The sequence below is a fragment of the Streptomyces sp. NPDC058308 genome (genome assembly GCF_042880275.1).
GTDB lineage: Bacteria > Actinomycetota > Actinomycetes > Streptomycetales > Streptomycetaceae > Streptomyces.
Genome location: NZ_JBHVZA010000033.1, coordinates 56,839 through 75,648 on the forward strand (window position 1 = coordinate 56,839; position 18,810 = coordinate 75,648).

Sequence of the window (18,810 nt, forward strand, 5' to 3'; positions counted from 1 at the left end):
CGTGGGGGGCCGCCCCGTGGGCGGGGCCCCCGTCCCGGGGGCCGCCTCCCGGCGCGGGCGGCCCGGCCGCCCGCCCGGGGCCGCGGGGCCGACCCCCTGAAACAGGCGACATCGGGCCCGGTCCGATCTGGGCGGCCGGTGGTGCGTCACTCCTCCAGGGCCGCCGCGATGAGGCCGAGGTCAGTGAGGAGTGCCGCCATGCGCTGCGGCGGGATCGGTTCGACCATGCGCTGTTCGACGGCGTAGACAGCGGACTGGACCGCGGCCAGGCGCGCGCGGCCCTCCTCGGTGAGGTGGGCGGGCCGGGCGCGGCCGTGGTCGGCGGTCTCGGGGCGGCTGATGAGCCCCGCCTCCTGCAGGCCCCGCAGGACGACGTTGCCGGACTGCCGGGTGACGAAGGTGGCGCGGGCGAGGTCGGCATTGGACATGCCGGGGTGCAGGGCGAGGAGTTCGAGGGTGGCGTACTGCGGCACGGTCAGCCCGTGTTCGCGCAGGACCTTGTCCATGGCCCCGCGCAGGGCCGCCTGGGCGCGTTTGAGCAGGTAGCCCACGTGCTGGGTGACGTCCTTCGCGGGCTCGGGCGACTCGGGTGACGCGGACTCTTCCATGTCAGTATTTTGACATACGAGGCGTGGCGACCCTAACGTCAGGCATGTCAAAGTTCTGACATCCCGACGTGAGGAAGAACCATGCCTGCCACCCTTGACGGCCCCGACTTCGTCGCCCTGCAAGTCCGCGACGTGGACGCGGCGGCGGCTTTCTGCGAGCAGCACCTGGGGCTGCGCAGGGCCGCCGCCTCGCCGCCCCACGGGGTCGTGTTCGACACCGAGCCGACGCCGTTCGCCGTCCGCGAGCTCCTCCCCGGCGTCGACCTCGACGAGACCGCGCGGCCCGGCCTCGGCGCGGTGATCTGGTTCAAGGCCTCCGACGCCCAGGAGCTCCACGACCAGCTCGTCGCCGCCGGGATCAAGATCCTCGCGCCCCTGGCGGACAGCCCGTTCGGGCCGATGTTCTCCTTCGAGGGGCCCGAGGGCTACAGGCTCACCGCGCACGGGGGCTGACCCGCCGCGTACGGGCGGCAGCCGTACCGCACTTGGGTCGCCCGCCTGCTCCGCGCCGCCGTGTACGGGCCTCGGCCTGTATGACCTGCGCCAGTGACCGACACTCACTCTTGCGCCGGACGGTGCCCGTGTAGTCCGCTGATTCACATGGGGAAGAAGAGCATTGCCGCAATGACCGCCGCCCTTGTCGCGGGGTCCCTTCTGGCAGGCGTACCGAACGCCGGTGCGCAAGCGGGCGAACACGGCGCCGACCGTTCGTCACCGCGGCCCGGACAGCCGCTCGCGCCCGGGCTCGACCTCGACAGGGTGACGATCCCGGAGCTGCAGGCGCGCATGGCGGACGGTTCGCTGACCGCGTCGACGCTGACCCGGGCTTACTTGAGGCGGATCGAGAACGTCGATCCCCGCATCCACTCGGTGCTGCGCACCAGCCCGACGGCCTTGCGCCAGGCGGCCGCCAGCGATGCCAGGCACCGGCGCGGCAAGACCCTCGGGCCGCTGGACGGCATCCCCGTCCTGCTCAAGGACAACGTGGACACCCGTGACATGCCGACGACCGCGGGCTCGCTCGCGCTCGCCGGAAGTCCGCCCGGCGCCGACGCCGAGCTGGTGACGCGCCTGCGCAAGGCCGGGGCGGTGATCCTCGGCAAGACCAACCTGTCCGAATGGGCCAACTTCCGCGCGGCGAAGCCGACATCGGGCTGGTCGGCGGTCGGCGGTCAGACCAACAATCCCTACGTCCTCGACCGCAATCCCTGCGGATCGTCGGCAGGCTCCGCGGCCGCGCTCGCCGCGTCCTTGTCGCAAGTGGCGATCGGCACCGAGACGGACGGCTCCATCGTGTGCCCGGCAGGGATGAACGGCGTCGTCGGCCACAAGCCCAGTCTCGGCCTGGTCAGCCAGTCGGGCGTGGTGCCGATCTCCGCCGAGCAGGACACGGCCGGGCCCATGGCGCGCAACGTCATCGACACCGCGCTCACGTTCGCGGTGCTGAGCGGTGCCGAGGGCGGGCGCCGTGACGGCGCCCGCTCCGACGGCCTTCAGGGCGGCCCCGGTCCGCGGGGCTCTACCGGTTCGCAGCGCTCTACCGGTCCGCAGGACGCTACCGGTTCGCAAGGCGCTACCGGTCCGCAAAGTCTCCGCGGGAAGCGGATCGGCCTGTGGCGTCTGCCCTCGCTCGGTTCCGACGTGGACGCGGTGATGACCCGTACGGCGGAGAAGCTGCGTCAGGCCGGAGCCGTGGTCGTCGAGGTGACGCCCCCGTACCAGGCGCGCCTCGCCGAACTCGAATTCCCCGCGCTGCTCAGCGAGTTCCACCGGGACATCGACGCCTACCTCGGCACGCGTGAAGGACCCCGCGACCTCGCCGAGTTGATCGGGTTCAACCGCACCCACCCCGCGGAGCGGACCTGCTTCGCCGGCCAGGAGCTGTTCGAGCAGGCGCTCGCCGCGCCGCCCACCTCCGACCCCGAGTACCGGGCGATGCGGGCCGAGTTGAAGGACCTGTCCCGGCGCTCCATCGACGAGACCATGGCCTCCCACCGGCTGGACGCCATCGCCGCGCCCACGAACCCGCCCGCCTGGACGACCGACTGCGCGCGCGGCGACAACGACGTCATCCCGTCCTCCACACCGGCGGCCGTCGCCGGATACCCGTCCCTCTCGGTGCCCGCCGGGTCTGTCGGCGAACTGCCGGTCGGCCTGCTCCTGATGGCCGGTGACCACCAGGACACCCGGCTTCTGTCGCTGGGCGCGGCGGTGGAGCAGCGGCTGCGGGCCTGGCGCGCGCCGCGCTACCTGCCGACGTCCGGGACCGGCGCGACACGGTGAACCCGGCCTGCCCGGACAGCTGTTGACGGGCCAAGGCCCGCCGGGTCACGGGTCTGCCCCGGCGGCCGACAGCCGCGAGGAGGAGCGGAAACGGCGGGGGAGGCCCGGGAGAGGAGTGTTCGGACGGGGAGAAGCCCGCCGAGAAGGGCGGCTCCGGCGTCAGCGTCACCGCACTCGTGGTGACGCCGCCCGGTGAGACGAAGTCGTTCTCCATGGAGTGGCCCGGCGCCAAGACCCTGCCCGGCACGGACGGCTCCGGCTCCCCGGTCACGGTCGGCCCGATCGGCAGCGCAGGCCAGGGCGGCTGATTCGCCCCCTGGTCAACCGAACATCCGGGTCAACCGAACATCCTGGTCGCCCGCACGTGACGATGCCGTCCCACGTGCGGGCGACAGCCGTACGCGGGAAACCGTACGCAGGAAAAGAGAAAAGGCAAGGAGCGCTCTCCTTGCCTCTCTCAACTTATAGCGCACCGGGGGGCTTGCCACAAGGCCCGGGGCTTGGCGCAGAATCGTCGACCGAAGCCACCACCTGCGGAAATGGGGACGCGACGTGCCTGTGTTGTTGTCGATGTACGGGGGACGCAGTGCCGTCGGACCAGAGGGAACGCCGACGGAGGTGACGCGATGAGCGAGCGATACGTACTCGACCTTTCCGAGACCGACGAGCGGCAGGTCGCGGTCGTCGGCGGCAAGGGCGCGCACCTGGGCGCGCTGTCACGGATCGAGGGTGTCCGCGTACCGACCGGTTTCTGCGTGACGACCGACGCCTTCCGGCGGATCGTCGCCGACGCGCCGTCCCTCGGCGAGCAGCTCGACCGGCTCGCACGCCTGGGCCCGGACGACCGGGAGGCGACCCGTACGCTCAGCGCGGAGATCCGCCGGACCATCGAGGAGATCGCCGTCCCGGCCGATCTCACGGCGGAGATCACCCGCGCGCTCGGCCGGTTCGGCGAGGACGCCGCCTACGCCGTACGGTCCAGCGCGACGGCGGAGGACCAGCCGACGGCCTCGTTCGCCGGCCAGCAGGACACGTACCTCAACGTCATCGGCCCTGCGGAGATCGTCCGGCACATCAGCCGGTGCTGGGCCTCGGTGTTCACCGAGCGCGCCGTGACCTACCGCCGGCGCAACGGCGTCGACCACCGCACGGTCCACATGGCCGTGGTCGTGCAGCGCATGGTCCTCCCGCACGCGTCCGGCATCCTGTTCACCGCCGACCCCGTCACGGGCGACCGGAAGGTGTCCACCGTGGACGCCGGTTTCGGCCTCGGCGAGGCCCTCGTATCCGGCCTGGTGAACCCCGACGTCTTCAAGGTGCGGGACGGCCGGGTCGTGGAGCGGACGATCGCCGCCAAGGAGCGTGCCGTGCACGCGCTGCCCGCCGGGGGCACGCGGGAAGTGACCCTCGGCCCGGGGCAACAGGAGCAGCCCGCCCTGACGGACGCGCAGGCTGAGGAGCTCGTGCGGCTCGGACGGCGGATCGAGGCGCACTTCGGCCGTCCGCAGGACATCGAATGGTGCCTGGCCGACGACGGCTTCCAGATCGTCCAGAGCCGCCCCATCACCACGCTCTTCCCCCTCCCGGACGCCCCTGACCAGGACAATCACGTCTACGTCTCCGTCGGCCACCAGCAGATGATGACCGACCCCATGAGGCCCCTGGGCTACTCCATGTGGCAGCTGACGGCCATGGTGGCGATGCACGAGGCCGGGGGACGGCTGTTCGTCGACGTCACCCGGCGCCTCGCCTCGCCCACGAGCCGCGCCGCTCTCCTGGACCTCATGGGCAAGGGCGATCCGCTCACCAGGGACGCGCTGGAGACCGTCATCGACCGCGGCGACTTCGTCCCCTCGCTCCCGGACGAGGTGCCCGGCGGTCCACCGGCCGGCGGGCCGCCCGCCCCGGTCGAGACCGATCCGGCCGTCGTCACCGAGCTGATCGAGCGCAGCGAGGCCTCCGTCGCCGCACTGGAACGCGACATCCGGACGAAGTCCGGACCGGCCCTGTTCGACTTCCTCCTGGAGGCGTTCGAGGAGCACAAGCGCGTCCTCAGCGACCCGTTGAGCTTTCAGGCGCTCATGGCGGGGATGGAGGCCACGTGGTGGCTCAACGACAAGCTGCAGGAGTGGCTCGGCGAGAAGAACGCGGCCGACACGCTGACCCTGTCCGCCCCGGACAACATCACGTCGGAGATGGGCCTCGCGCTGCTCGACGTCGCGGACGTGGTCCGGGCGCATCCGGAGGTCGTGGCGTTCCTGCAGGGTGTCGAGGGCGAGGACTTCCTCGACGAGCTGGCGAAGGTCGAGGGCGGCGCCGAGGCGCGCGACGCCATCGAGGCCTACCTCGACCGGTACGGCGTGCGCTGCGTCGGCGAGATCGACATCACGCGGCCACGCTGGCGCGAGCGCCCCGCCACGCTCGTACCCGTGATCCTCGACAACGTCAGGAACTTCGAGCCGGGCGCCGCCGCGCTGCGCTTCGAGCGAGGGCGGCAGAAGGCGCAGGCAAAGGAAGAGGAGGTGCTGTCGCGCCTGCGTGCCCTGCCGGACGGGGAACGGAAGGCCGAAGAGACCAAGCGGATGATCGACCGGGTCAGGACCTTCATCGGGTACCGGGAGTACCCGAAGTACGGCATCGTCAGCCGCTATTTCGTCTACAAGCAGGCCCTGCTGGCGGAGGCCGAACGCCTGGTGCGGGCCGATGTGCTCGTCGATAAGGAGGACATCTTCTACCTCACGTTCCAGGAACTCCACGACGCCGTGCGCACACATCAGGTGGACGAGCGGCTCATCCGGCGGCGCAAGGACGACTTCCGCTCGTACCACGCGCTCACGCCGCCCCGGGTGCTCACCTCGGACGGCGAGGCCGTCACCGGGGCGTACCGGCGCGACGACGCGCCGGCCGGCGCCCTGATCGGCCTGCCCGTCTCCGCCGGGACCGTCGAGGGACGGGCCCGCGTCATCCTCGACATCGCGGAGGCCGACCTCGAAGCGGGCGACATCCTGGTCACGACCTTCACGGACCCCAGCTGGTCGCCGCTGTTCGTCGGCATCGCGGGCCTGGTGACCGAGGTGGGCGGCCTGATGACCCATGGCGCGGTGATCGCCAGGGAGTACGGGCTGCCTGCCGTCGTGGGCGTGGCGGGGGCCACCCGGCAGATCAGGGACGGGCAGCGGATCCGCGTGCACGGGACCGATGGGTACGTCGAGATCTTGAGCTGAGTTGATCTGCTCTGCTCTGACCTGACCTGACCTGACCTGACCTGACCTGACCTGACCTGACCTGACTTGACCTGAGTGGACGGCGGTGAATGCGGGCAGGGCCGAGGTCCGGCCCTGCCCGCGCTCACCGTGTGCACACGGACCCGGGCGTCATCCCACCAGGTCGGGCGAGCGCAGCAGCCGCGGCGGGATGCCCCAGGCGTCGACGAGGTCGGCCGCGATCGGCCGGACCTTGCGGCACAGGTCGTTCACCTCGCGGCGGATCGCCTTGGAACGCTGGACGGTCAGGCGGCCGTGCTCCATGAACCAGGCGCGGTCCGCCTCGATCGTGGAGAGGGCGAAGAGGTCGCACAGGAGTCCCAGCGCGACCTTGTTGTCGCCGTCGGGCAGCTGCCGCACCTTGTCGACGAACGCCTCGAGGACCAGCCGCTCGACGTGCGCGTGGGCCACCGCGATGACGTGGTCCTGGACCTGCGAGAAGACGGCACCGGGATGGGACTCCTGACCCATCCCCCGCTTGAGGCGGCGCGCCACACCGGCGAGCATGTGCTCCTCGCGGAAGCGGACCATCGCGAGCTGGTACTCCGAGTCGAGGAGGCCCGCATCCTGGTCCCACTCGTCGCCGCCGGGCAGCAGGTCGCGCACCCGCTCCAGGAGTTTGTGGGCCGAGGTCTTCTCGATGACCGTCTCGACGGCCAGGCTGGTGACGTACCGGACCATGCCGAGCTGGTCCAGATCCTCGAACGCGCTCGCGTAGTGGGTGAGCAGGCCCTTCGCCACCAGCTGGAGCAGCACGTGGTTGTCGCCCTCGAACGTCGCGAAGACGTCGCTGTCGGCCTTCAGGGCGGCGAACCGGTTGACGGCGAGGTATCCGGCGCCCCCGCACGCCTCGCGGCACTCCTGGATCGTGCGCGTGGCGTGCCAGGTGCCGAGCGCCTTGGTGCCCGCGGCCCGTGCTTCCAGCTCACGTCGGGCGAGTTCGTCGTCATCGGTCCCCGAGAAGACCTCGTGCAACTGCGTGCGTACGACGTCCTGGGCGAAGTGCAGCGCGTAGGTGCGCGCGATGAGCGGGAGCAGCCGGCGCTGGTGCATGCCGTAGTCGAGGAGCACCTGCTCCTCGTGGTCCGAGGCCGCCTGGAACTGCCGGCGGCGCACGGCGTATTTGGTCGCGATGGCCAGTGCGACCTTGCTGGCGTTGATGGCGCCACCGGCCACGCTGACCCGCCCCTGCACCAGCGTGCCGAGCATCGTGAAGAAGCGGCGGTCCGGATGATCGATCGGGCTCTCGTACACGCCCTCGGGAGTGACGTCCGCGAACCGGTTGAGCAGTGCCTCGCGCGGCACGCGTACGCCGTCGAACCAGATGCGGCCGTTGTCCACGCCGTTGAGGCCCATCTTGCGGCCGTCGTCCTCGATCCGGACGCCGGGGGCCACCTCACCGTGCACGCGGATCGGTACGACGAACGCGTGCACGCCCTCGTGTTCCCCGGCCACCTCCAGTTGGGCGAAGACGACCGCCAGCTCGGCGTGCCGGGCCGCGTTGCCGATGTAGTCCTTGCGTGCCTGGTCGTCGCCGGTGGTGATGACGAACTCACGGCTGTCGGCGTCGTACCGGGCCACGGTGCCGAGCGCCTGGACGTTGGAGCCGTGTCCGGTCTCGGTCATCGCGAAGCAGCCCATCAGCTCCCCGGTGATCAGACGCGGCAGATGGGCCTCGTGGTGGCGCTCCGTGCCCAGGTGCAGGATCGCACCACCGAAGAGCCCGAACTGCACGCCGACTTTGACCAGGACCGACAGATCGCCGAAGGCGAGCGTCTCGAACGCGGCGATCGAAGCGCCGACGTCGCCGCCCCCTCCGTACTCCTTCGGAAAGCCCATGCCGGTCTGGCCCGTCGCCGCCATCTCGACGACCAGTTCCCGCACGCGCTCGCGGAACGCGTCGAAGCCGAGCTGTTCCGCGTCGTCCAGTACGCCCGCGTGTTTCGTCAGGTTGGCGCGGACCAGGCTTCGGACCTCGGCGTATTCGCCGTCGAGCAACTCCGCGAGAGCCTGCACGTCGATGACGGGCTGCGCGTAGCCGCTGGGGGATGCGGTGCTGTCGGTGGCCATGTCGCCCGGCTACCCGCCCCGGGAACGATCAAATCGATCGCTTGGTCCATCCGGCGGAGGGGCGTCGCGGGGCTCCGCGCGGACCAGGGCGGGCTGCGGGGCCGCGAGGGTCAGGCCGTCGGCGAAGGCGTACCCGGCAAGCCCCGGCCCTTTTCCGCCATTGTTCCGGCGGTGCCCCCGGTGCATCGGATGATCTCGGTCGACGGCGGGCAGCTTTCCGTGAGCGAATCGGTGGCGAGAGCACCGGCCCGTGCGGCCACGTACGGACCGTCGTTCCGGGAGGAGCGAGGAGCGGATGACCGCGATCCGGGTCGGAGTGATCGGCGCCGCGGGCCGGATGGGGCGCGAGGTGGTCAGGGCCGTCGAGTCCGAGATGCATCACCCCGGCAAAGCCGATGCCCCCGGTGGAGCCGCCGTGCGCACCGCCAGGCTCATCGCCGAGGCGCGCCGCGGGGCGGGCGGCGCCGGTCAGCCGGACGCCACGACCACGGCCCTCGCCGGTGCCCGTGGCGCGGACGTCGAGGGGGTGCCGGTGCACGCCGTGCGGGCGCGCGGGTTCGTGGCCCATCAGGAGGTCATTTTCGGTGGCACGGGCGAGACCCTGACGATCCGGCACGACTCCACGGATCGCGCCTGCTTCACGCCCGGCTTCCTGCTCGGCGTACGCCGCGTCGGTTCGGCCCCCGGGCTCACCCTCGGCTTGGAGTCGTTCATGGACATGGACATGGACTGAGCGGGCGACCGCGAGCACGTGACCGCAGACGGCCCGAAGGGTGGAGCACGTGGCAATGGGATCGCAGGGCAGCGCGCCGAGGCCTCCTCACATATCCGACGCCACACTGCGGGACTCGGCGCACATGGCGGGCGTGGAGTTCGGCCCCAAGGACGCCGCGGCCATCGCGGGCCTCCTGGTCGCGACCGGAGTCGAGCTGGTCGAGGTGGGCATGGTCTCGGGCCCGGGTACCAAGGACGCGGATCTCGTCCTCGCCACCCACGAGAGCGTGGGGCCCGAACGCTGCATGACGCTCGTCGTCGTACGCGACCGCCGCCAGGTCGGCCACGCCCTGAAGGAGGCCGAGCGGCTGGGCGTGCGGCACATCATGTGCTCCATTCCCACGTCCGCGTCGCACGCCGGGATGAAACTCGGCTCGACCAGCCTCAAGTTCCTCCAGGTGCTGGCGCGTTCGGCGATCTCCCAGGCCAAGGAACGTGGATTTCACGTCACCTTCAGCGGAGAGGACGGCGCGCGGACCCCCGCCGACCGGCTCGTCCCGTACGTCACCGCCGGTTTCTCGGCCGGGGCGGACCGCTTCCGGCTCGCCGAGACCGTCGCCTGTCTCTCGCCCTGGCAGATGGAGGAGACGGTCGCACCACTCGCGGCGATCGAGGGCTCCGAGGTCGAGGTCCACTCGCACAACATGCTGGGCATGGCCGTCGCCAACTCCCTCGCCGCCGTCCGGGCCGGCGCGCGGTGGATCTCCGCGACCGTCGGCGGCATCGGGGAGCGCGGCGGCAACACTCCCCTGGCCGAACTGCTCACCGCCCTGCGCGTCCTGCACGGGGACGCCCGCTTCGACCTGAGTCACCTCACCGCGCTCTCCCGCATCGCGCTGAAGGGCTCCGGTCTGGGCGAGGCCTTTCAGCCCGGGCCGACCACCCGTCACTCGTACGCCTACGAACTGACGGGCCAGCTCAGCAATCCGGAGGCGTACGAGACGCTGCCCGCCGAACTCGTCGGCAATACCCGCCGGTTGAGCGTCCGCAGCCGTCTCACTCCTGGCCTGATCGCCTGGGCGCTGGCCGACACGGACATCGACGTGGACGTCGGCGCCTTCACCTCCTGGCTCGTGGAAAGGCAGCGACGGGCGGGCAACCCGCTGCTCGACCGGGACGCGATCCGCACGGCCGCCGTGGCCTTCGCGGCGGCGTGATCCCCACGCGACGACTTGATCGCCGCGCCCCCACTTGACCCCCACGCGACGACCTGGTCCCGACACGATCACCGGAGGTTCCGCATGACGCCCTCTACGCTCGCCGGTACCTGCCCCGAGTGCGAGACGAACCTGACCGCGCCGACCATGGTCACCGGAGAGACCCTCGTCTGCCCCGAGTGCATGCTCACCCTGCGCATCGAGGAAGTCGCCGACGGCCGCATGGCGCTGCGCATGGTCGAGACGCGGCTCAGCGACTGGGGCCAGTGACGTGCCGCCGACCGTCGCGGTGGCCGCGGACCGGATCGGCTGGGAGGAACGGCGGCTGATCGCCGCAGCCCCGGCACTCGGGCTGCGCCTGCGGTGGGTCAACGACGAGTCGATGTGCCTCGGCCACCCGGACCTCCCCGCGCTCGCGGGCGACGACGGACTCCTGGTGCGCAGCCGCAGCTACACCCGTGGCGGCCTCATCGCCACGCTCGCCGAGGCCGCCGGGGTCCGCACCCTGAACACCGCCGACGCCATCCACACCTGTCAGAACAAGGCCACCCTGCGGACCGTGCTGCGCGCGGCCGGACTCCCTGTCCCGGACTTCCGCCTCGTGCTCTCCCGCGCGGACTTCGAGTGCTGTCTGCGGGAACTGCCACTGCCCCTGGTCCTCAAGCCCGTCTTCGGCGGCATGGGCCGAAGGGTCACCCTGCTCCGGGACGCCGACACCGCCCCTTCCGTGTACGACTACGTCGAGGACCTCGGGCACGCCTTCGAGCAAGCGTGCCTGGTGGAGCCATATGTGGGCGGGACATCCGTACGCTGTCTGGTCGGGGGAGACGAGCTGCTCGGCGCCGCCGAGTTCACCGCCGAACCCACCGAGTGGCGCACCAACGCGGCGCTGGGCGGCCGGTGCCGGGCCACGGCCCGCGACCCGGAACTGCGCAAGGTCCTCGACGGTGTGGTGCGCGCGCTGGGGCCCGGGATCTACGGAGTAGATCTCTTCCGCACCCCCGACGGTTACCTGGTCAACGAGGTCAACCACGCCCCCGCCTTCCGGGCCCTGGCCACGACGAGCGGAACCGATATCCCCGAGGCCGTCGCCCGCAGCGTACGAGAGGCCCTCACATGATCCGTGCGGGAGTCGTCGGAGCCTCCGGACTCGTCGGCGGGGAGCTCATCAGGCTGCTCACGCCCCACCCCGAGCTGGAACTGACCTTCCTCGGCGGCTCCGCGAGCGCGGGGAGGCACATCGGCGAGCTGCACCCCGGGCTGCGGGAACCGGCCCTGACCGTGCGGCACGTCACCGAGGCCACCACCGGACGGCTCGACGTCGTCTTCCTGGCCACCCCGGCCCCGGTCTCGGCGGACCTCGCCGCCCTGCTCGCCGACCGGATTCCGGCCGTGATCGACCTCAGCGGCGCCTTCCGCATCCGCACCCCGGAACTCCACGACCGCTGGTATCCGGCAGTGGAGCGCCGCGCGGACCTCCTGCGCCGCTTCGTGTACGGGGCCCCGGAGCTGGTCGGCGATCAGCTGGCGGACGCCGCGCTGATCTCGCTCCCCGGCTGTCACGCGACGGCGATCACGCTGGGCCTGGCACCGCTCGCCCTCGGCCTGGGCCTTCCGTTGAAGAAGGTGCTCGTGGACGCCAAGAGCGGGTCCAGCGGCAGTGGCCTGCGGCTGCGCACCGCCGCTCTGCATCCGCTGCGCAGCGGCGCCATCACACCGTACGCCCCGACCGGTCACCGGCACGCCGCAGAGGTCACCGATTTCCTGCGGCGGACCAGGCCCGGTTCGATCGAGTCGTTGAGCATGTCGGCCTACGGCGTCCCCAGCGTGCGGGGGCTGCTCGCGAGCATCTACGTGTTCACGGACCAGGTGGTCGGCCAACGCGAGCTGCAACGCGCGTACGTCCGCTTCTACAAGGGGCACCCGTTCGTCCGCGCGCGGCGGCACACCGAGACGCGGATCCCGGTGCCCGACCCGCAGGCGGTTCTCGGCTCCAACTTCTGCGATGTGACCGCCCTCGCCGACGAGGACGGGGGACGCGTCGTCGTCCTCGCCGCTCTCGACAATCTCGTCAAGGGCGCCGCGGGCCAGGCGGTGCAGGCCGCCAACCGGCGCTTCGGGCTCCCCGAGGAGACGGGTCTGACGATGCGGCCGGTGATGCCCGCATGAGCACCGCGCCGCTCCGGGCGCCGACAGCCGTCGTCAAACTCGGCGGCAGCTGCCTCGAAGCACTCGACGACCACTGGTGGGACGATCTGGCCCGGCAGGCAGGACAACGGCCACTGATCCTCGTCCACGGCTGGTCCCGGCCGCTGCGGCGGCTCGACCCCCGTCACGGCCGTCCGTCCGCGATGCTGCGCGACCGCTACGGAAACCGGAGCCGCTGGACCACCCCCGAGGTCCTCGACGACATCAAGACCGTCAGCTCGGAGCTGGGCGACACCATTCTCGAACGGCTCGCAGAGCGTGATGTCACCGCGGAGCGGCTGCTCGGCAGCGACGGACTGATCAGCGCGGGGCCGGCCGAACGCCTGTGGTGGCAGGGCACGCGGCTCGTCGAACTGGACAACCTCGTCGGCCCGCCCGGCGCCGTGCGCACGGCGCGGCTGGAGCCCGCACGGCCGGGCCACGTCCGCGTCGTGACCCCGCTGGCACGCAACGCGGCCGGCCAGGAGGTCAACACCGACGCCGACCGGGCGGCGGCCGCGGTCGCCGGCGCCGTCGGAGCCCGGGACCTGGTGCTCGTCACCGACGTCCCCCATCTGATCGTCGACGGGAAGCCGGTGCGCCGCGTCCCCGAAGAGACCGCGATCGGCCTCCGCGACACCGTCGCCACCGGCGGGATGCGGAAGAAGCTGCGCGCCGCGTGCGAGGCCCTGGACCAGGGCGTGCGGCGCGTCGTCATCGGCGACGACACCGTCACCGCCCTGCTCACCGCCCGTACGGGAACCCTCGTCGCCAGAACTCCCGCCACCGGAGCCTGAGGAGGCCGGACCCGTGCTCCGTCCCCACGTCCTCGTCGTCGACAACGGAACACTCTCGCTGCCGCAACTGCGTGCCCGCCTGGAGGACTTGGGGTCCTCCACAGCCGCGGTGGACACGGCTTCCCTGCCGCCCCGGCTCTCCGGCCGCTACCAGGCGATCGTGCTGAGCGGCACGAAGGTCCGCGCCCACGAACTCGACCACTACGGGCCCCTCATCGACCTCATCGGGAACACCGACGTCCCCGTCCTCGGAATCTGCGGCGGCATGCAGATCCTCGCCGTCGCCGCGGGTGGCCACCTCTCCCCGGGACCCCAGCGAGTCGGGCGCAGCGAGGTCCATGTCGACACCGGGGAGCCACTCTTCGCCTACGTCCGGCCGACCGTGACGCTCTTCCAGCGGCACACCCTGTACCTGCGCGAGGCCCCTGCGGGCTTCCGCGTCATCGGCCGCTCCGAGCAGGCGCCCGTGGAGTTCCTCCGCTCGGCCGACGGCCGCCTGACCGGCTCCCAGGCCCATCTGGAATACCGGACCGACGGCCGGGAGATCCTGCGGGGGTTCACGCGGTTCTACCGCTGAGCCGCCGCTGTGACCCGCCGGACCCGGCACAATGGACGCCGTGGACGCGGATGAGTTCGAGGGCGGGGCCGGGGCGGATGCCGCCGGTGGGGACGAGGCGGTTTCGGTGATCAGGGAGGTCGATCACGGCACCGCCAAGCTCATGCCCGACGTCGACCGGCCGCGGGCCTGGCTGCTCACGGTCGACGGCGCTCCCCAGTCGTACGTCGACCTGGACGAACCCACGCACCTGGAGTTCGAGTACGCGCGCAGGCTCGCCCACGTCCTGGACGCGATGGCCGAACCCGGTGACCCCCTCGACGTCCTCCACCTCGGCGGGGGAGCACTCACCCTGCCCCGCTATCTCGCCGCCACCCGGCCCGGCTCCCGGCAGCAGGTGGTCGAGGCGGACCGGGGGCTGCTGCGACTGGTCGCGGAGCAGCTGCCGCTGGCCGAGGGGAGCGGGGTCGGCGTGCACGGTGCGGACGCCCGTGAGTGGCTGGAGGCCGCGCCGGGCGACAGCGCGGACGTCGTCGTCGCCGATGTCTTCGGCGGCTCCCGCGTCCCCGCGCACCTCACCACACTCGCGTACGCGCGGGCCGCCGACCGGGTGCTGCGCCCGGGCGGGTACTACATCGCGAACCTCGCCGACGGCGCGCCCTTCACGTTCCTCCGCTCCCAACTGGCCACGTTCGCCCAGGTGTTCACGGAGCTCGCGCTGATCGCCGAGCCGTCCGTGCTGCGCGGGCGCCGCTTCGGGAACGCGGTACTGATAGCCGCGCACGGTCCCATCGACGTCGGAGTGCTGGCCCGCCGCACCGCGTCCGACGCCTTTCCCGCCCGGGTCGAGCACGGCGACGCGCTGCGGCGCCTCATCGGGGACGCGCGGCCGGTGCGCGACGAGGACGCGGTGGCCTCACCCGAGCCGCCCGACGGCGCCTTCTCCATCGGGTGATGGCTCGGTGGCCCCGCGCGACACGGTCTTCGCGGACGCCACCCCCCGCTCCGGGGCCTCGGGGCTCAGGACTCTTCGGTCGCCGCCTCGCTCCACCGGACCGTGCTCAGGATCTTCTTCACCGTGGCGTCGGAGACTTCCTCCTTGACGCCCTTGGCGCCGTACAGGGTCCAGGCCACGTACTCACCGGCCTCGTTCTTGAAGCCGAACGTGGTGGCCTTGCCCTCGGAGTCGCACTTGGCCGAGGTGGCGGCGCCGGACGTCGTCGACGTCGCGAGGCTGCCCTTGATGCCGGACGTGGTGGTGTAGTCCTCGACCTTGCTGATCTTGATCTTCTTCTTGTCGGCCTTGGTCTGCTCGGTGTAGCCGCCGAAGACCCACCAGGCCGAGTCGTTGCGTGCGATGTCCTTGGTGTTCTTGGCGCCGTTCTGGCCCTTCGTGCCGACCGCGGCGAGCGACGTGTCGTCGGACTCGCCGTCCTTGTCGTCGTCGGACGTGCACCACTTCTCTTTGTAGACAGCGGGCGAGGACATGATGATGATCGACTTCGCGCCGTCCTCCTTGCGGTCGTCGAAACCGAGGAGGGTGTCCGGCGACTCGACCTTCCAGTCGGCCGGCACGTCGAAGGCGGTGCCCCACTTGGGGTTCACGACGACCTGCCAGCCGTCGATCGTCGGCTTGTCCTCGCCGCCCTCGCCGCGCGCGTTCCCGTCGTCGCTGGGCTTGGGGCTCGGCTTCTTGGTGGCGGACTTCGAGGCGGACGGCTTCGCCGGACCCGCCTCGTCGTCCTTGTCACCGCCGAGGATCAGGAAGCCGGTGACACCGGCGGCCGCCACCACGGCGAGCGCGGCCACGATGGCGGTGATCTTCGTCTTGTTGCCGCTGCCACCGCCCTGACCGCCGCCATTCTGTGGCGGCACGGGCGGGGGTGTCGGGGCCGCCCACTGCGGCTGCTCGGGCTGCGAGAAGCCGCCCGACTGCGGCTGCTGGTAGCCCCCCGCAGGCTGCTGCTGATATCCCGGTTGCTGCTGCTGGTACCCCGACTGCTGGTATCCCGGCTGCTGATACGGGTTCGGCTGCTGGTACCCCGGCTGCTGGTACGGGTTCTGACTCTGGTCCTGCGGGTTCTGCTCGCCCCCGGGCGGCTGCTGTTCTGGCCACATGGCCAGTAACCATAGATGGGCCACGGGGCGGCGTGCCACGGCCGATCACCCGCGGCGCCGTCTGCGCGACCGACGTAACGGGATATCCCCGGTCAAACAGCGCTGTTCTTCACGGGGCAGCCGCACTTTTCACCAGTAACTCGACTCATCAGTACGCGACGCGGGCGAGCCGGGTCAGGAGTTCGTCGGCTCTCCGTACGTGCGGACCGTGCTGAGGATCTTCATCACCGTCTTCTCGGGCAGCTCGTCCGCCACGCCCGTGGCGCCGTAGAGGCTCCACGACACGTACTCACCGGCGGAATTCTTGAAGCCGAAGGTGATCGCCTTCCCGTCGGTGGCGCACTTGCCCCGCTGGGGCGTGTTCTTGGACCTGGCCCGGGCGATGCTGCCCTTGATGCCGGACGTGGTGGTGTAGGGCTGGGCCTTGTCGTCGTTCGTGAAGCTCTTCTTGTCCGGCTGGGTGTAGCCGCCGTAGACCCACCAGCCGACCTGGTTGACCGCGACCTCGTCGCTGTTCTTCGCGCCCTTGGCGCCCTTGGTGCCCACGGCGGCAAGCTCGTGGTCCTCGGTCCTGCCGTCCTTGTTCTCGTCGGCCACGCACCACTTGGGCCGCAGGTACGCCGGGGCCGACATGGTCATCAGCGGCTTGCCGGTCTTGATGTCCTCGAAGGCGATCGCCGAGCCGGGGTTCTGCACCTCCCACTCCGGCGGCACGTCGAAGGCGGTGCCCCACTTCGGGTTCACCACGACGTGCCAGCCCTTGACGGTCGGCTTCGGGTCGCCGTCGGTGCCGCGCCCGCTGTCACCGTCGGCGCTGTCACCGTCGGCGCTGCCGCCGTCCGCGGTCGGGGCCGGCTTGCGGTCGCCCGCCCGGGCGGGGGAGTCGGCCTTGGAGTCCCCGTCGTCCTCGCCGCCGAACAGCAGGAAGCCGGTCACCCCGGCTGCCACGACCACGGCGGCGGCCGTCACCAGCGCGATGACCTTGGTCCTGTCCTTGCCGCCCCGGCCCCCGTCACCGCTGCCGCCCGGGGCCTGCGGTGCGCCCGTCGGCACGGTCGGGGCGCTCCACTGTCCCCCCGGCCCGGCCACGGGCTGCTGGTACCCCGACTGTTGGTATCCCGGCTGCTGATACGGGTTCGGCTGCTGGTATCCCGGCTGCTGGTACGGGTTCTGACTCTGGTCCTGCGGGTTCTGCTCGCCCCCGGGCGGCTGCTGTCCTGGCCACATGGCGGGACACGATACGGGTGCCGGTCCCGCACGATCACAACCGCCCCGGCCGGCGCCCCGCTCAGTTCTCGGAAGCCTTGTACTCGCGCACCGTCGAGAGCATCTTGCGCACGGTGGCGTCCGGAAGTTCGTCCTTGACGCCCTTGGCGCCGTGGAAGGACCAGGACACGAACTTCCCCCCGGAGTCCTTGAAGGCGAACACCGTCGCCTTGCCGTCCGAGTCGCACTTGCCCTGCTTCTCGACGCCGGACGAACTCGCGCTCACCAGGCTGCCCTTGATGCCCGACTTCGTGGTGTACGTCTTGGTCGGCCCGGTGGTGACCGTCTTCCTGTCCGGCTGCGTGTACACGCCGTAGACCCAGTTGGTCGCGTCGTGCCGCGCGGCCGCCTCGGTGCTCTTGGTGCCGCGGTTGCCCCGGGTGCCCGCGGCCGCCAGCTGCCGGTAGTCCTTCGTGCCGTCCCGGTCCTCGTCGCTGCCGCACCACTTCTCCTTGAAGTAGGCGGGGGCGGCGTAGGCGGCGAGGAACTCCGCCGACTCGTCCTCGGCGTCCTCGTTCTCCACGACTCCGCCCGCCCAGTCCCGCGACTCCAGGGACCACTCGGCGGGCACGTCGAACGCGAGGCCGAGCTTGGGGTTGACGACCACCTTCCAGCCGGCCACGGCCGGTTCGGGCATGCCGTCGCCGGTACGGGGATTGGCGTCGTTCTCGGAGCCGCTCGGGGCCGGCGAGACGGCCGCGGTCCCGGTCGGGTCGGGCTTCGCGGCGTCGTCCTTGTCGCCGCCGAGGAGCAGAGCGCCGGTGACGCCCGCGGCCACCACGACCGCGCCTGCCGCGACGAGGGCGATCAGCTTGGTGCGGTTGCCGTTGCCGCCGCGCGGAGGTTCGGGCGGGGCGCCGTGCGGGCCGCCGGGCATGGTCGGCGCGTTCCATGGGGCCTGCTGCCCGTACGGGTTGGGCTGCTGGTACCCGGGCTGCCGGTACGGGTTCTGGCCCTGGCTTTGGCCGTAGTTCTGGCCCTGGCCCTGCTGGTTCTGCTCGCCCCCGGGCGGCTGCGCTCCTTGCCACATGGGCGTCAACGATAGGTGACGGTGATCCACGCCAAGACAGGAGCTGGTCAACAGCCGACACAGGTCCTGGTCAGCAGCTGAGACAGGTCCTGGTCAAGAAACGCTACCCGTGGGTAACATCACCGCATGAGCGCAGACCAGATGTCGATCGGCGAGATGCTCGCCGCCACGGTTCCGATGGCCAGGACCCTGAACCTCGAGTTCCGGGAGACCACGCCCGACAGGGCCGTGGTGGCCCTGCCCGACCAGGGTGAGTACCACAACCACGTCGGCGGCCCGCACGCCGGCGCCATGTTCACGCTGGGCGAGTCCGCGAGCGGCGCCATCGTCCTCGCCGCGTTCGGGGCGGAGCTCTCGCGGGCCGTGCCGCTCGCCGTCAGCGCGGAGATCGCGTACAAGAAGCTGGCGATGGGGCCCGTCACGGCCACGGCGACCCTCGGCCGCCCGGTCGCCGACGTGATCGCCGAACTGGACGCGGGCAAGCGTCCCGAGTTCCCGGTCGCCATCGAGATCCAGCGCGAGGACGGCGCCGTCACCGGCGAGATGACGGTGGTCTGGACGCTGCGGCCCAACAACCCGAGCTGAAATCGGGCCCGGTCGCCCCGGGTTCACCCAGTAGACGCGCGGAGGCCCGGGGGGGGGGGGGCGGCGCCCGCCCCGGGCCGCGGGGCGGGGGGCCCGCGGGGGGCCCCCGGGGCCGG

The 18,810-nt window shown here is 71.5% G+C and carries 16 protein-coding genes and 2 pseudogenes; 13 read left to right on the plus strand and 5 right to left on the minus strand.

Annotated features, from left to right (window positions below; translation table 11 throughout):
* Window positions 1-146 precede the first annotated feature (146 nt).
* Window positions 147-608 (minus strand): MarR family winged helix-turn-helix transcriptional regulator, encoded by a 462-nt coding sequence (locus ACFVYL_RS32480; protein WP_389722321.1) that lies wholly within the window; start codon window positions 606-608, stop codon window positions 147-149.
* An 81-nt stretch (window positions 609-689) separates the two neighbouring features.
* Between ACFVYL_RS32480 and ACFVYL_RS32485 the strand changes: the two genes are divergently transcribed.
* The 4 genes and pseudogenes from ACFVYL_RS32485 to rph all read left to right on the plus strand — a co-directional run bounded on the left by ACFVYL_RS32485 (window position 690) and on the right by rph (window position 6,115).
* A complete protein-coding gene (locus ACFVYL_RS32485; protein ID WP_389722323.1) occupies window positions 690-1,061 on the plus strand; it encodes a VOC family protein in 372 nt (123 codons plus the stop codon).
* Window positions 1,062-1,208: 147 nt separating this feature from the next.
* A complete protein-coding gene (locus ACFVYL_RS32490; RefSeq protein WP_389722325.1) occupies window positions 1,209-2,891 on the plus strand; it encodes an amidase family protein in 1,683 nt (560 codons plus the stop codon).
* 140 nt (window positions 2,892-3,031) lie between these two features.
* Window positions 3,032-3,199 (plus strand): annotated as a pseudogene (locus tag ACFVYL_RS32495) (DUF4232 domain-containing protein); the annotation flags it as partial.
* A 318-nt stretch (window positions 3,200-3,517) separates the two neighbouring features.
* Complete coding sequence (rph, locus tag ACFVYL_RS32500) at window positions 3,518-6,115, plus strand: rifamycin-inactivating phosphotransferase (protein ID WP_389722327.1); 2,598 nt, start codon at window positions 3,518-3,520, stop codon at window positions 6,113-6,115.
* A 150-nt stretch (window positions 6,116-6,265) separates the two neighbouring features.
* Here rph and ACFVYL_RS32505 read toward each other — a convergent pair whose 3' ends face one another.
* Window positions 6,266-8,224, minus strand: a complete 1,959-nt coding sequence (locus ACFVYL_RS32505; protein WP_389722329.1) for an acyl-CoA dehydrogenase family protein — start codon at window positions 8,222-8,224, stop codon at window positions 6,266-6,268.
* Between the two features lie 361 nt (window positions 8,225-8,585).
* Between ACFVYL_RS32505 and ACFVYL_RS32510 the strand changes: the two are divergent.
* The 8 genes and pseudogenes from ACFVYL_RS32510 to ACFVYL_RS32545 all read left to right on the plus strand — a co-directional run.
* Window positions 8,586-8,957 (plus strand): annotated as a pseudogene (locus tag ACFVYL_RS32510) (dihydrodipicolinate reductase C-terminal domain-containing protein); the annotation flags it as partial.
* Window positions 8,958-9,012: 55 nt separating this feature from the next.
* Window positions 9,013-10,155: an isopropylmalate synthase gene (locus tag ACFVYL_RS32515; protein WP_389722355.1), complete on the plus strand. Its 1,143-nt coding sequence runs from the start codon at window positions 9,013-9,015 to the stop codon at window positions 10,153-10,155.
* 84 nt (window positions 10,156-10,239) lie between these two features.
* Window positions 10,240-10,425 carry a lysine biosynthesis protein LysW gene (locus ACFVYL_RS32520; RefSeq protein ID WP_389722330.1) on the plus strand — a complete coding sequence of 62 codons (186 nt, stop codon included), beginning with the start codon at window positions 10,240-10,242 and terminating at the stop codon, window positions 10,423-10,425.
* A 1-nt stretch (window position 10,426) separates the two neighbouring features.
* Window positions 10,427-11,275, plus strand: coding sequence for a RimK family alpha-L-glutamate ligase (locus tag ACFVYL_RS32525; RefSeq protein ID WP_389722332.1), 849 nt, complete (start codon window positions 10,427-10,429; stop codon window positions 11,273-11,275).
* Window positions 11,272-12,324 (plus strand): N-acetyl-gamma-glutamyl-phosphate reductase, encoded by a 1,053-nt coding sequence (argC, locus tag ACFVYL_RS32530; RefSeq protein WP_389722334.1) that lies wholly within the window; start codon window positions 11,272-11,274, stop codon window positions 12,322-12,324. The genes ACFVYL_RS32525 and argC overlap by 4 nt, the downstream gene beginning before the upstream one ends.
* Window positions 12,321-13,139, plus strand: a complete 819-nt coding sequence (locus tag ACFVYL_RS32535) for an acetylglutamate kinase (protein WP_389722336.1) — start codon at window positions 12,321-12,323, stop codon at window positions 13,137-13,139. Before argC ends, ACFVYL_RS32535 begins: the two co-directional genes overlap by 4 nt.
* Window positions 13,140-13,152: 13 nt before the next feature.
* Window positions 13,153-13,716 (plus strand): type 1 glutamine amidotransferase, encoded by a 564-nt coding sequence (locus ACFVYL_RS32540; protein ID WP_389722338.1) that lies wholly within the window; start codon window positions 13,153-13,155, stop codon window positions 13,714-13,716.
* Between the two features lie 142 nt (window positions 13,717-13,858).
* Window positions 13,859-14,650 (plus strand): spermidine synthase, encoded by a 792-nt coding sequence (locus ACFVYL_RS32545; RefSeq protein WP_389722357.1) that lies wholly within the window; start codon window positions 13,859-13,861, stop codon window positions 14,648-14,650.
* A 65-nt stretch (window positions 14,651-14,715) separates the two neighbouring features.
* On the opposite strand, the gene ACFVYL_RS32550 is transcribed toward ACFVYL_RS32545, so the two are convergent.
* From ACFVYL_RS32550 to ACFVYL_RS32560, 3 genes are all read right to left on the minus strand, one after another.
* Window positions 14,716-15,813: a hypothetical protein gene (locus ACFVYL_RS32550; protein WP_389722340.1), complete on the minus strand. Its 1,098-nt coding sequence runs from the start codon at window positions 15,811-15,813 to the stop codon at window positions 14,716-14,718.
* Between the two features lie 174 nt (window positions 15,814-15,987).
* Window positions 15,988-17,040, minus strand: a complete 1,053-nt coding sequence (locus tag ACFVYL_RS32555; protein WP_389722342.1) for a hypothetical protein — start codon at window positions 17,038-17,040, stop codon at window positions 15,988-15,990.
* Between the two features lie 61 nt (window positions 17,041-17,101).
* Complete coding sequence (locus ACFVYL_RS32560) at window positions 17,102-18,109, minus strand: hypothetical protein (protein WP_389722344.1); 1,008 nt, start codon at window positions 18,107-18,109, stop codon at window positions 17,102-17,104.
* 126 nt (window positions 18,110-18,235) lie between these two features.
* On the opposite strand from ACFVYL_RS32560, the gene ACFVYL_RS32565 reads away from it, so the two are divergent.
* Window positions 18,236-18,694, plus strand: a complete 459-nt coding sequence (locus tag ACFVYL_RS32565; protein ID WP_389722346.1) for a DUF4442 domain-containing protein — start codon at window positions 18,236-18,238, stop codon at window positions 18,692-18,694.
* Window positions 18,695-18,810: the final 116 nt, after the last annotated feature.

Excerpts from the sequence above, each read along its gene's own strand:
- ACFVYL_RS32480 (WP_389722321.1), bottom strand. The coding sequence starts at position 608 with ATGGAAGAGTCCGCGTCACCCGAGTCGCCCGAGCCCGCGAAGGACGTC.
- ACFVYL_RS32485 (WP_389722323.1), top strand. The coding sequence starts at position 690 with ATGCCTGCCACCCTTGACGGCCCCGACTTCGTCGCCCTGCAAGTCCGC.
- ACFVYL_RS32490 (WP_389722325.1), top strand. The coding sequence starts at position 1,209 with ATGGGGAAGAAGAGCATTGCCGCAATGACCGCCGCCCTTGTCGCGGGG.
- rph (WP_389722327.1), top strand. The coding sequence starts at position 3,518 with ATGAGCGAGCGATACGTACTCGACCTTTCCGAGACCGACGAGCGGCAG.
- ACFVYL_RS32505 (WP_389722329.1), bottom strand. The coding sequence starts at position 8,224 with ATGGCCACCGACAGCACCGCATCCCCCAGCGGCTACGCGCAGCCCGTC.
- ACFVYL_RS32515 (WP_389722355.1), top strand. The coding sequence starts at position 9,013 with ATGGGATCGCAGGGCAGCGCGCCGAGGCCTCCTCACATATCCGACGCC.
- ACFVYL_RS32520 (WP_389722330.1), top strand. The coding sequence starts at position 10,240 with ATGACGCCCTCTACGCTCGCCGGTACCTGCCCCGAGTGCGAGACGAAC.
- argC (WP_389722334.1), top strand. The coding sequence starts at position 11,272 with ATGATCCGTGCGGGAGTCGTCGGAGCCTCCGGACTCGTCGGCGGGGAG.
- ACFVYL_RS32535 (WP_389722336.1), top strand. The coding sequence starts at position 12,321 with ATGAGCACCGCGCCGCTCCGGGCGCCGACAGCCGTCGTCAAACTCGGC.
- ACFVYL_RS32545 (WP_389722357.1), top strand. The coding sequence starts at position 13,859 with ATGCCCGACGTCGACCGGCCGCGGGCCTGGCTGCTCACGGTCGACGGC.
- ACFVYL_RS32550 (WP_389722340.1), bottom strand. The coding sequence starts at position 15,813 with ATGTGGCCAGAACAGCAGCCGCCCGGGGGCGAGCAGAACCCGCAGGAC.
- ACFVYL_RS32555 (WP_389722342.1), bottom strand. The coding sequence starts at position 17,040 with ATGTGGCCAGGACAGCAGCCGCCCGGGGGCGAGCAGAACCCGCAGGAC.
- ACFVYL_RS32560 (WP_389722344.1), bottom strand. The coding sequence starts at position 18,109 with ATGTGGCAAGGAGCGCAGCCGCCCGGGGGCGAGCAGAACCAGCAGGGC.
- ACFVYL_RS32565 (WP_389722346.1), top strand. The coding sequence starts at position 18,236 with ATGAGCGCAGACCAGATGTCGATCGGCGAGATGCTCGCCGCCACGGTT.